Raw genomic sequence first — 12,540 nt, 5'->3', positions numbered from 1 at the left:
TCAGAATTAAAAACGGCTGTCGACCGCGGCAGCCAGTTTTGCCAGCACCTCGGCGCTGTCTTCCCAGCCGAGGCACGGATCGGTGATTGACTGACCATAGGTCAGCGCCGCACCGCTCACCACTTTCTGATTCCCTTCCTGCAGGAAACTCTCGATCATCACGCCCGCAACCGCGCGCGATCCGGCACGGATTTGCGCCGCCACATCATCGGCAACGTCACGCTGACGACCGTGCTGCTTCAGGCAGTTGCCGTGGCTGAAGTCGATCACCAATTGCTCCGGCAGATTGAAGTCGCGCAGATTGGCCGCTGCCGCCGCCACATCTTCGGCGTGATAGTTCGGCTGTCGACCGCCGCGCAGGATCACGTGACCATGCGGATTACCGCTGGTTTGATAGATGGTCATCTGACCGTTTTTATCCGGTGACAGGAACATGTGGCTGGCACGCGCGGCGCGAATCGCATCGACCGCGATCTGCACGTTACCGTCGGTGCCGTTTTTGAAACCGACCGGGCAGGAGAGCGCTGACGCCATTTCACGATGAATCTGGCTTTCGGTGGTACGCGCGCCAATCGCGCCCCAGCTGATCAAGTCGGCAATAAACTGGCCGATCACCATATCGAGGAATTCAGTGGCGGTTGGCATGCCCAGCGCGTTGATATCCAGCAGCAGTTTGCGCGCAATGGCGATGCCGCGGTTTACATCGTAGCTGCCATCCAGATCGGGATCGGAGATCAGACCTTTCCAGCCAATCACGGTGCGCGGTTTTTCGAAATAGGCACGCATCACGATTTCCAGACGATCTTTATGGCGCTCACGCAGCACGTTCAGACGTTCAGCATACTCAATCGCCGCTTTAGGATCGTGCAACGAGCAAGGACCAATAATCACCAGCAGACGCGGATCTTCACCGGTCAGAATGCGCGCGATGCGCTGGCGGGAAGCGGTGACGTTGGCGGCAATCTCTGCCGAAATAGGGTGTTCATGCGCGAGCGCAGCCGGAGTCAGCAGGCTACCGATGCGCGCGGTACGCAGTTCATCAGTCTTGTTCATTGAGATTCTCAAAAATTTGTTCTTCGCAGCGGTGAAATACCGGGAAGTGATGGTGATCACAATAAACTAATAGCCTGCGAATTCAACCTGCTAAAAACAAAGGTCTTAAAACCAGACGGAAGCCAGACTTTACGATTGCAATACAGGCCAGGTATGTGGCGGGAGGTCGCCATTTATGGCGACCGGCAGAGAAACCTAATACATGCTGCGGCTCAGACCCATGATATCGAGAATTTTGGTTGCGATCTCTTCCACCGAATAGTTGGTGCTGTTGAGATAACGAATCTGGTTGGTGCGGAACAGCGCTTCCACTTCGCCTACTTCGAGACGGCACTGGCGCAACGAAGCGTAGCGGGTATTTTCCGCGCGCTCCTGGCGAATCGCCGCCAGGCGTTCCGGGTCGATGGTTAAACCAAACAACTTATGCTGATGTGCACGCAGCGCCGGCGGCAGTTTCAGGTTATCCATATCATCGGCGATAAACGGATAGTTAGCGGCACGCACGCCAAACTGCATTGCCAGATACAAGCTGGTGGGCGTCTTCCCGCAGCGAGATACGCCGAGCAGAATCACCTGCGCATCTTCGAGGCCGCGCAGGGAAATGCCATCATCATGCGCAAGGGTGTAATCGATGGCGGCGATGCGCGCGTCATATTTGCCGAGGTTGCTGGCGGTCAAACCGTGCGTGCGGTGCGCCACCGGCATTGACGCCACGCCGAGTTCGCTCTGCAACGGTGCTACCAGCGCCTGCACGATGTCCTGACAAAAGCCTTCGCTTTCGAGAATAATTTCACGGACGTCGGGTGTGACGATGGAGAAGAACACCAGCGGGCGCACGCCGCTCTGCTGGTAGAGCGCGTTGATCTGCGCTTTAACCGCCTGAGCGCGTTGCACATTCTCGACAAATGGCAGCGTCACGCTGTGGGTTATTACCGGGAACTGGGATAACACCGCATGGCCCAGCACTTCGGCGGTAATGGCGGTGCCATCAGAGATGTAGAATACGCTGCGTTCAGTGTTCATAGTGCAAATATCCTCTTGCCTGGCAATGCCCAAGTTGTCGATGACAATATTTCATTTTAAATAATATTAAAATGAAATATCCATATTGTCCGCTATTGCGCTCACAAAGATGAATCAGCGAATAATCAATATTAGATGAAATGCTGTTTTGAAAAGCATTATTTTCGCGCATTTTCCTTTTCGCGCATGAAATAAAGTGTGAAGGCGTTGCGCAACAAAAATCAATCGCTAACCCTCTGAAAAGGGGAAAAATATCGCTACAGCAATCTATTAGCGTGAAATAGGGCGGTTGCGCAACACAATTAATTCTAAGTACTAATCCGATTTTGTCTTTCTTTTCCTGCTTTAACGATTCAACACTTAGTCTTTATTAATCGGTTGTGCCAGGCTGGTTTGGCGAATAGCAAAATGTTCCATGTGTATTCACATCATTTAAAAGGATAATCTCAATGTCCAATCAAGACCAACAGTCGCTAGTGCTCTGGTACAACCAGCTTGGCATGCATGATGTTGATCGGGTGGGAGGCAAGAATGCTTCCCTTGGAGAAATGATTACGAATTTGTCGTCGCTGGGTGTTTCCGTACCAAACGGTTATGCGACCACATCTTACGCGTTTAATCTGTTCCTCGATCAAAGCGGACTGAACCAGCGGATCTATGATTTGCTGGATAAAACGGATGTTGATGATGTTGCTGAGCTCGCGCAAGCGGGTAAACAGATTCGTCAATGGGTGATCGATACGCCATTCCAGCCTGAACTGGAAGCGGCAATTCGTAGCGCCTACGAACAACTCTCTGCTGATGATGCCGACGCCTCCTTTGCGGTGCGCTCGTCAGCCACCGCCGAGGATATGCCCGACGCCTCGTTTGCCGGCCAGCAGGAGACTTTCCTTAACGTGCAGGGTTATGACGCGGTCATCATCGCAGTGAAGCACGTTTATGCCTCCTTATTTAACGATCGTGCCATCTCTTACCGTGTGCATCAGGGCTACGACCATCGCGGCGTGGCGCTCTCGGCCGGTATTCAGCGCATGGTGCGATCGGACCTCGCCTCGTCGGGCGTGATGTTCACCATTGATACCGAATCGGGCTTTGATCAAGTGGTGTTTATCACCTCCGCCTTTGGTTTGGGCGAAATGGTGGTGCAGGGCGCGGTAAACCCCGACGAGTTCTACGTGCATAAACCCACGCTGGCCGCCAATCGTCCGGCGATTGTGCGCCGCACCATGGGCTCAAAAAAGCTGCGCATGGTGTATGCGGATTCGCAGGAGCATGGCGAGCAGGTGCGGATTGAAGATGTCGAGCAGGAACAGCGCGATCGCTTCAGCTTAACCGATGACGAAGCGCAGGCGCTGGCGCGTCAGGCGGTGCTGATTGAGCAGCACTACAAACGCCCAATGGACATTGAATGGGCGAAAGATGGCCACACCGGCAAACTGTTCATCGTGCAGGCGCGTCCGGAAACGGTGCGCTCCAACGGTCAGGTGATGGAACGTTATACGCTGCAGGGCAAAGGCAACGTGGTGGTCGAAGGCCGCGCCATTGGTCATCGCATCGGCGCCGGTGAAGTCAAAGTCATCCACGACATCAGCGAGATGCATCGCATTGAAAAAGGCGATGTGCTGGTAACTGACATGACCGATCCCGATTGGGAACCGATCATGAAGAAAGCCTCAGCCATCGTCACCAATCGCGGCGGTCGTACTTGCCACGCAGCGATCATCGCGCGTGAGCTGGGCATTCCGGCGGTGGTGGGCTGTGGCGATGCCACCGATCACCTGAAAGATGGCCACAAAGTCACGGTTTCCTGCGCCGAAGGTGATACCGGTTATGTCTATGACGAACTGCTGGACTTCGAAGTGACCAGCTCGCAGGTCGATACCATGCCGGAACTGCCGCTGAAGATCATGATGAACATCGGTAATCCGGATCGTGCGTTCGATTTCGCCTGCTTGCCGAACGAAGGTGTTGGCCTGGCGCGTCTGGAGTTCATTATCAACCGTATGATTGGCGTGCATCCCAAAGCGTTGCTGGAGTTTGATCAGCAAACGCCGGAATTGCAGCAGCAGATTCGTCAGATGATGAAAGGCTTTGATGACCCGATTGAGTTCTACATCGGCCGTCTGACCGAAGGGATTGCGACGCTGGGTGCCGCATTTGCGCCGAAGCGCGTGATTGTGCGTCTTTCCGATTTCAAAACCAACGAATACGCCAACCTGGTGGGTGGCGAGCGTTATGAGCCGGAAGAAGAGAACCCGATGCTCGGTTTCCGTGGCGCCGGTCGCTACGTTGCTGACAACTTCCGCGACTGCTTCAGGCTGGAGTGCGAAGCGGTGAAGCGCGTGCGTAACGAAATGGGGCTGACCAACGTTGAAATCATGATTCCGTTCGTGCGTACCGTCGATCAAGCCGAAGCGGTGGTCGCCGAGCTGGCGAAAAACGGTCTGAAGCGCGGCGAGAATGGCCTGAAAGTGATCATGATGTGTGAGATCCCGTCCAACGCCTTGCTGGCTGAGCAGTTCCTCGAGCACTTCGATGGCTTCTCCATCGGCTCTAACGACATGACGCAGTTGGCGCTGGGCCTCGATCGTGACTCTGGCGTGGTGTCCGCGCTGTTTGATGAACGTAATGATGCCGTGAAAGCGCTGTTATCGATGTCGATCAAAGCGGCGAAAAAACAGGGCAAATACGTCGGTATTTGCGGTCAGGGACCGTCGGATCATCAGGACTTTGCGGCATGGTTAATGGAGCAGGGCATTGATAGCCTGTCGCTTAATCCGGATACCGTGGTTGAAACCTGGTTGAGTTTGGCAGAGCTGAACGCATCCAAACATTAACCAGGCGGTAATTTGATGCATCAGATGAGAATTTGACGTGTCATTAATGTAATTATCAAGGTCAGCGCTGCTGGCCTTGTTTTTTTGTCTGAAAAAAAGCCAAAAAAAAGCCCATCACAGGGGATGGGCAAAGACTACACACAGCAATTCTTCACTTTACTCAGGGGAATAAGGTTGTTTAGAAATCAGTAGCTTGATTCAAAACATAGGAAACATGTTATTGATCAGGCTCGCTGGCGTCTTTAAGAATCCTCTTATTAGTTTAAAGCTGATAACCTTTCGTGGCCTTTTTCTTCCCTGTTAAGAGGCAATTCAGCTGTAAAAATAATCATTCCGTAAGAGAATTCCGCCTAAAGCGCCTAAAACTGCGTTTTTTCTTAAAAACCGCTTATGAAAAAAAATTATTATCAGTAAGAAATGCGCGGTGGCGATGTTGGGGCATTAGGCGGGTTAAAGTAAGGCCAATGTAAAACTGAGAGAACGTGTATCTTCACTGAGTGGGCGTTAATGTGAATGAGGTCGCCATGAACGGCGACCCGGCGGGGAACGCTTAATGTAGTTCTTCTTCGTGATCGGCCAACGCTTCGATGGCGGTCTGCACATCGTCATCCGGTTCGGGCGCTTCATGCATCCACACTGAAACCAGACGATAAGACACCGCCAGGACCACCGGACCGATAAACAGCCCAATCATACCGAAAGCAATCAATCCGCCAATAACGCCGGAAAGAATCAGGATCATCGGTAAATCGGCACCCATGCGAATCAACACCGGACGCAACACGCTGTCCAGCGTACCGACCACGCAACTCCACACCAGCAGCACCGTGCCCCACGTGGTATCGCCGCTCCAGTACAGCCAGATAATCGCTGGCACTAACACTACCAGCGGCCCGAGCTGCACCAGGCAGGTCAGAATCATCAACACGGTTAACAGCGTGGCGTAAGGAATGCCGGAAATGGCTAAACCAATACCGCCGAGCACGCCCTGAACCAGCGCGGTGACCACCACGCCTAGCGCCACAGCACGAATCGCCTGACCGGCCAGCAGCACTGCGGCATCGCCACGGCGTCCACTCATGCGATAGGCAAAATGACGAATGCCGTGGCCCACCTGCTCGCCGCGCCAGTAGAGCAGCACGCTGAACAACAGCATCACGATGAGGTGCATCATAAAGCGGCCGAAGTGGCCGGCCTGCGCCACAAAGAAGCCGGTGGTGCGACCAATATAAGGCTGCACCTGATTCAGCATCGCCGCGCCGCCGCCATCCACTAATTTGTGGTAGCTCGAGTAGAGTTTCCTGCCGACGTAGGGAATCTGTCGCAACCAATCGAAGTCAGGCATTACCAGATGGCGCTGCGTTGCCCAGGCGATCACCGGCGCACTGTTATCAATCAGGCTGCTGACCAGCAGGGCGATAGGAATAATAAACAGCAGTAATAGCAAAATGGTCATGGCGATCACCGCCAGCGAGCGGCGTCCCCACAACATGTGCTGTAGACGAATCATCAACGGCCAGGTGGCGATCACCACCATGCTGGCCCAGGCGAAGCCTAGAATAAAGGGCTGCACCACCCACAGACTGGCGATGATCATGATTAGAATGAACATCAGTGAAAACAGCATTTGCGGTAAATCCATACCGCGTTGCAGGTCTTTCATCACAACGGTTAACCTCGATTGAATCCTTCAGAGTGGGGCTGAACAGCCCTGATTAATGATGATCTATTTCCTGAAAATTAAACAGGAAAAGCAGCGACGGCGGCGCGCTTTCCTGAAAAAACAGCAGCCAGCAGAAAAGTATGATAAAACCAAGGGCTGAAAAAAATCACGACGCAAACGTTTACAACATCTCGGTCACTCAATAATGATCCCACAGATTTCTCAGGCACCGGGCCTCGTTCAACTGGTGCTGACATTCCTGCAGTCCTTGAAAGAGCAAGGCTTTACCGGCGATACCGCCACCAGCTATGCCGATCGCCTCTCGCTTGCCACCGACAACAGTATTTATCAGCTGCTGCCTGATGCGGCGCTGTTTCCGCGCTCGACGGCGGATGTGGCGTTGATTGCGCGCCTTGCCGGTGAAACCCGTTTTACCAGCCTGGTGTTTACGCCACGCGGTGGCGGCACCGGCACCAACGGACAGTCGCTGAATCAGGGCATCGTGGTAGATCTGTCGCGCTACATGAACCGCATCCTGGAAATCAACACCGAGCAAGGTTGGGTGCGGGTTGAAGCGGGCGTGGTGAAAGATCAGCTCAATGCGTGGCTCAAGCCGTATGGCTTCTTCTTCTCGCCGGAGCTCTCCACCAGCAACCGCGCCACGCTCGGCGGCATGATCAACACCGATGCTTCAGGCCAGGGTTCGCTGGTGTATGGCAAAACCTCCGATCACGTGGAAGGCCTGCGCGCGGTGCTGCTGGGTGGCGATATCCTTGATACGCGCGCCATGCCGACTGAACTGGCGGAACAGCTGGCCAGCACGCCGACCGCGGAAGGGCGCATTTACCAGCAGGTGTTGAGTCGCTGCCGCGAACAGCGCGATCTGATTCTGGAGAAATTCCCCAAGCTCAATCGCTTCCTGACCGGCTACGATTTGCGTCATGTGTTCAGCGACGATTTGCAGACGTTTGATTTGACGCGTTTGCTGTGCGGCGCGGAAGGCACATTGGCCTTTATTACCGAAGCACGCCTCGACATCACGCCCATCCCTAAAGTGCGCCGTCTGGTCAACATCAAATACGATTCATTCGACTCGGCCCTGCGTAACGCCCCTTTTATGGTGGAAGCCAAAGCGCTGTCGGTGGAAACCGTTGACTCGAAAGTCCTGAATCTGGCGCGAGAAGATATCGTCTGGCATTCGGTAAATGAATTGATTACCGATGTGCCAGATAAACAGATGCTGGGGCTCAACATCGTGGAGTTTGCCGGTGACGATGGCGAACTGATTGAGCAGCAGATCAGCACGCTATGTCAGCGCTTAGAAGAGCTGATGCAGCAGCAGATGGGCGGCGTCATCGGCTATCAACTGTGTGACGATTTAGGCGGTATCGAGCGCATCTATAATATGCGCAAAAAAGCGGTTGGCCTGTTGGGGAACGCCAAAGGGCGCGCCAAGCCGATTCCGTTTGTGGAAGATACCGCGGTGCCACCAGAACAGCTGGCGGATTACATCGTCGATTTTCGCGCGCTGCTTGACAGCCACGGCCTGAGCTACGGCATGTTTGGGCACGTGGATGCGGGCGTGCTGCATGTGCGTCCGGCGCTGGATATGTGCGATCCGCAGCAGGAGCTGCTGATGAAGCAGATCTCCGATGAAGTGGTGGCGCTGACCGCGCGCTACGGCGGTTTATTGTGGGGCGAGCACGGCAAAGGTTTCCGCGCGCAGTACAGCCCGGAGTTCTTTGGCGAAACGTTATTCAATGAGCTGCGCCGCATCAAAGCCGCGTTCGATCCTGACAACCGCATGAATCCCGGCAAAATCTGTACGCCGCTCGGCAGTGATGAACCGATGATGCAGGTTGATGCGGTGAAACGCGGCACCTACGATCGGCAGATTCCGGTTACGGTGCGCAACGAGTGGCGCGGTGCGATGGAGTGTAATGGCAACGGTTTGTGCTTCAACTTCGATGCACGTAGCCCAATGTGCCCGTCGATGAAAATTACCCGCAACCGCATTCACTCGCCGAAAGCGCGCGCCACACTCACGCGTGAATGGCTGCGTTTGCTCTCCGAGCAGGGCGTGGATCCTACCCAACTTGAGCAGGCGCTGCCGAAACAGGGCGCCAGCTTGCGTACGCTGATTCAGCGCACGCGTAATACCTGGCACGCAAATCAGGGCGAATATGACTTCTCACACGAAGTGAAAGAGGCGATGTCGGGCTGCCTGGCGTGTAAAGCCTGCTCGACGCAGTGCCCAATCAAGATCGATGTGCCGAACTTCCGTTCACGCTTCCTGCAGCTGTATCACACCCGCTATCTGCGCCCGATGAGCGATCATCTGGTGGCCACTGTGGAGAGTTATGCGCCGCTGATGGCCAAAGCGCCTAAGGTGTTCAACTTTTTCCTCAAGCAGCCGTGGATGCGCGAACTGAGCAAAAAGCATATCGGCATGGTGGATTTGCCGCTGCTGTCATCGCCGAGCCTCAAGCAGCAGTTAGGCGGCCATCCAGCGATGAACCTGACGCTGGAGCAGTTAGAAGCGCTGGATGCGGCGCAACGCGAAAACTGCGTGCTGGTGGTGCAAGATCCCTTTACCAGCTATTACGAGGCACAGCTGGTCACCGATTTCGTCAAGCTGATTGAGAAACTCGGTTATCGTCCGGTGCTACTGCCGTTCTCACCGAATGGCAAGGCGCAGCATGTGAAAGGCTTCCTGCAGCGCTTTGCGCGCACCGCCAGCAAAACCGCTGATTTTCTCAATCGCGTGGCAAAACTGGGCATGCCGATGGTCGGTGTCGATCCGGCGACAGTGCTCTGTTACCGCGATGAGTACCATCAGGTGCTGGGCGAGCAGCGCGGCGAGTTTAACGTGCAGCTGGTGCATGAGTGGCTGCAAACCGCCTTGTCGGCACGTGCGGAGCAAACCGCCAGCGGCGAAGCCTGGTATCTGTTTGCGCACTGCACCGAAGTGACCGCGCTACCGTCCACGCCGAATCAGTGGCAGAGCATTTTTGCGCGCTTTGGTGCGAAGCTGGAAAACGTCAATGTGGGCTGCTGCGGAATGGCGGGAACCTACGGCCATGAAAGCGTAAACCTGGAGAATTCGCTGGGGATTTATGAGCTGTCCTGGCATCCGCAATTGCAAAAGCTGCCGCGTCAGCGCTGTCTGGCAACCGGTTTTTCGTGTCGTAGCCAGGTAAAACGCGCAGAAGGCAATGGCATGCGTCATCCACTGCAAGCATTACTGGAAATGATGTAAACAAATTGTAGGAGACGTCACAAAGCTGGATTAGAATATCCAGCCTGCGTGGCGAACAAAATCACTCTGCAGGCGGGTGGCTTGATCCCACTCGCCGCTGAGCGCCAGTTGATGACACAAGCGTGTTAATGACAGGCGCGCCAGTTGATAGGCCTGAATCCGGAACAAACGGTCACGATCGGCATTGCCCATCTCCTGCACTAAGCGGTGATGGAGCTTGCCCATGGCATGCAGAAAGCTGTGATCGTCGCCGTTGATTTCGCAGATTTCTGCCATATCAAGACAGGTGTCGTTAAAGCGACGCAGTTGGTCGAGCGTGCAATCAGTGCGGTTGAGCTTTGCCTGAGCCATGTAGAAGTCAACGGTGATATCACGCACCGAAAACTTATATTCGTCGATTTTATGTTGTAACCAGGCTGAGACGGTAAGCGTCATATCGCCACCTTTTTAGGTTAATGATAATCATTATCATATTAAACCGCGTCAGGAATGCAATTCCCGCTGTGAAATTTTATTGATTTCCTCTGCCTGTTACTAAAATCGGTAATAACAATTTCTTTACATAGTGGAAAGGCGTAACCTATCAATCAGGATGGAAACGTAAAATTGATTTTGGAAATTTTACGACAATTTAACGGGTTACGTTGGTCAGGCGCGCACGGGAATGCTGCCGTCAATCTGCTTTGAAGCGACTATGCTTAATAAAGCAGCAGTAAAAAACAGCACGAGATGATTATCCCTGCAAAACAAGAGGTTGAAGTGATATCTGATATCACTACCATAGGGGGATAGCCTGAAAAGGCTCAGACATACGAGGTAGCACAATGTCATCAGTAAATGCCGACTCTTTTTCACCCGAAGATTTCGTCTGGAAAGGGCTCACGCTGACCGAATCGGCAGCGAAACAGATTCTTAACCTGGTAGAACAAGACCCTGAAGTCAAGGGCTTGAAACTGGGTGTGAAAACGTCCGGCTGTGCCGGTTTTGGGTACGTTATGGACCTGGTGAAAGATCCTGCCGATGACGACCTGCAGTTTGAGCAATTCGGCGCAAAACTGTTTGTGCCACTTCAGGCGATGCCGTTTGTTGACGGTACCGAGCTGGATTATGTCCGCGAAGGTCTTAACCAGATTTTTAAATTCAACAACCCTAAAGCTCAACACGCCTGCGGGTGCGGTGAAAGCTTTGGCGTCGAGTAAGTGAAATATGTCACGACACAGCGAAGCATCTGACGATGTACAAATGTGGGAAGGTAAGCTCAACTATAAAGAGGGCTTCTTTACCCAGTTACAAACTGAAGAATTTGCCCACGGCATCAATGAAGATGTGGTGCGCGCCATTTCGGCTAAACGTAACGAACCTGAATGGATGCTTGAATTCCGTCTCAAGGCGTTCCGCGCCTGGGAGCAAATGGAAGAGCCGCACTGGCTGAAAGCGCATTACGAGAAACTGGATTATCAGGATTACAGCTACTATTCCGCGCCGTCCTGCGGCAACTGTGATGACAGCTGTGCTTCTGAACCCGGTGCCACGCAAACCTCCGGCAGCGTCGCGTCCAGTGACTACCTGACGAAGGAAGTGGAAGACGCGTTCAACCAGTTAGGCGTTCCGGTGCGTGAAGGTCGTGAAGTGGCGGTGGATGCGATTTTCGACTCCGTCTCGGTTTCAACCACCTATCGCGGCAAGCTGGCGGAGCAGGGCATCATCTTCTGCTCGTTCGGCGAAGCGATTCACGATCACCCTGAGCTGGTGCAGAAGTATCTCGGCACCGTCGTGCCGCCAAACGATAACTTCTTCGCTGCGCTGAACTCCGCTGTGGCCTCTGACGGTACCTTCGTTTATATCCCGAAAGGTGTACGTTGCCCGATGGAGCTGTCGACCTATTTCCGCATCAACGCGGCAAAAACCGGTCAGTTCGAGCGCACCATTTTGATCGCCGATGAAGACAGCTACGTCAGCTACATCGAAGGTTGCTCTGCGCCTGTGCGTGACACCTATCAGCTGCACGCCGCAGTGGTAGAAGTGATCATCCATAAAAACGCTGAAGTGAAATACTCCACCGTACAGAACTGGTTCCCAGGCGGCGAAGGCGAGGGCGGTATCCTCAACTTCGTGACCAAACGTGCTCTGTGCGAAGGCGATCACAGCAAGATGTCCTGGACGCAGTCTGAGACGGGTTCGGCGATCACCTGGAAATATCCTAGCTGCATTCTGCGCGGTGATTACTCGATCGGTGAGTTCTACTCGGTCGCACTGACCGCAGGCCGCCAGCAGGCGGATACCGGTACCAAGATGATTCACATCGGTAAAAACACCAAGTCGACCATCATCTCCAAAGGTATCTCTGCCGGTAAGAGTCAGAACACCTATCGTGGCCTGGTGAAAATCATGCCAACCGCGACCAACGCGCGTAACTTCACCCAGTGTGATTCGATGCTGATTGGTGCCGAGTGCGGTGCGCACACCTTCCCGTATGTGGAAACGCGCAACAACACCGCCCATCTGGAGCACGAAGCCACCACCTCGCGCATCGGTGAAGATCAGATGTTCTACTGCCTGCAGCGTGGCATCAGCGAAGAAGATGCGATCTCAATGATCGTCAACGGCTTCTGCAAAGACGTTTTCTCCGAGCTGCCACTGGAATTCGCCGTGGAAGCGCAAAAATTGTTAGCTATCAGCCTTGAGCACAGTGTGGGCTGATGCCC

General features: G+C 53.9%; 8 protein-coding genes and 1 other RNA gene. 4 read left to right on the top strand and 5 right to left on the bottom strand.

Translation table 11 applies throughout. The features are described 5' to 3' along the window. Positions 1 to 6: 6 nt before the first annotated feature. Positions 7 to 1,053: a 3-deoxy-7-phosphoheptulonate synthase gene (locus ACVLVH_RS14470; protein WP_101764565.1), complete on the bottom strand. Its 1,047-nt coding sequence runs from the start codon at positions 1,051 to 1,053 to the stop codon at positions 7 to 9. Between the two features lie 195 nt (positions 1,054 to 1,248). Then, on the bottom strand, positions 1,249 to 2,076 hold the full coding sequence (gene ppsR / locus ACVLVH_RS14465; RefSeq protein WP_110866022.1) for a posphoenolpyruvate synthetase regulatory kinase/phosphorylase PpsR: 828 nt from the start codon (positions 2,074 to 2,076) through the stop codon (positions 1,249 to 1,251). Positions 2,077 to 2,525: 449 nt separating this feature from the next. Between ppsR and ppsA the strand changes: the two genes are divergently transcribed. Next, the gene (gene ppsA, locus ACVLVH_RS14460; RefSeq protein WP_498949599.1) at positions 2,526 to 4,913 is read left to right on the top strand and encodes a phosphoenolpyruvate synthase; all 2,388 of its coding nucleotides are present in this window, start codon (positions 2,526 to 2,528) and stop codon (positions 4,911 to 4,913) included. Positions 4,914 to 5,012: 99 nt separating this feature from the next. Here ppsA and rprA read toward each other — a convergent pair. After that, positions 5,013 to 5,120: antisense sRNA RprA (rprA, locus tag ACVLVH_RS14455), an RNA gene on the bottom strand. 343 nt (positions 5,121 to 5,463) lie between these two features. After that, positions 5,464 to 6,576, bottom strand: coding sequence for an AI-2E family transporter YdiK (gene ydiK / locus ACVLVH_RS14450; RefSeq protein ID WP_101764562.1), 1,113 nt, complete (start codon positions 6,574 to 6,576; stop codon positions 5,464 to 5,466). A gap of 205 nt (positions 6,577 to 6,781) precedes the next feature. Here ydiK and ydiJ point away from each other — a divergent pair, with 205 nt between their 5' ends. Next, positions 6,782 to 9,835 (top strand): D-2-hydroxyglutarate dehydrogenase YdiJ, encoded by a 3,054-nt coding sequence (gene ydiJ, locus ACVLVH_RS14445; protein WP_498949597.1) that lies wholly within the window; start codon positions 6,782 to 6,784, stop codon positions 9,833 to 9,835. A 30-nt stretch (positions 9,836 to 9,865) separates the two neighbouring features. Here ydiJ and ACVLVH_RS14440 read toward each other — a convergent pair whose 3' ends face one another. Continuing rightward, a complete protein-coding gene (locus ACVLVH_RS14440) occupies positions 9,866 to 10,270 on the bottom strand; it encodes a hypothetical protein (RefSeq protein WP_101764560.1) in 405 nt (134 codons plus the stop codon). Between the two features lie 389 nt (positions 10,271 to 10,659). Between ACVLVH_RS14440 and sufA the strand changes: the two genes are divergently transcribed. After that, positions 10,660 to 11,034, top strand: coding sequence for a Fe-S cluster assembly scaffold SufA (gene sufA / locus ACVLVH_RS14435; protein WP_007892717.1), 375 nt, complete (start codon positions 10,660 to 10,662; stop codon positions 11,032 to 11,034). 7 nt (positions 11,035 to 11,041) lie between these two features. Continuing rightward, complete coding sequence (gene sufB / locus ACVLVH_RS14430; protein WP_101764559.1) at positions 11,042 to 12,535, top strand: Fe-S cluster assembly protein SufB; 1,494 nt, start codon at positions 11,042 to 11,044, stop codon at positions 12,533 to 12,535. Positions 12,536 to 12,540 lie beyond the last annotated feature (5 nt).

Source organism: Kluyvera sp. 1366, assembly GCF_054823405.1.
Note: the sequence above shows the minus strand (reverse complement) of the source record. Positions and strands in the feature narration are given on the sequence as shown.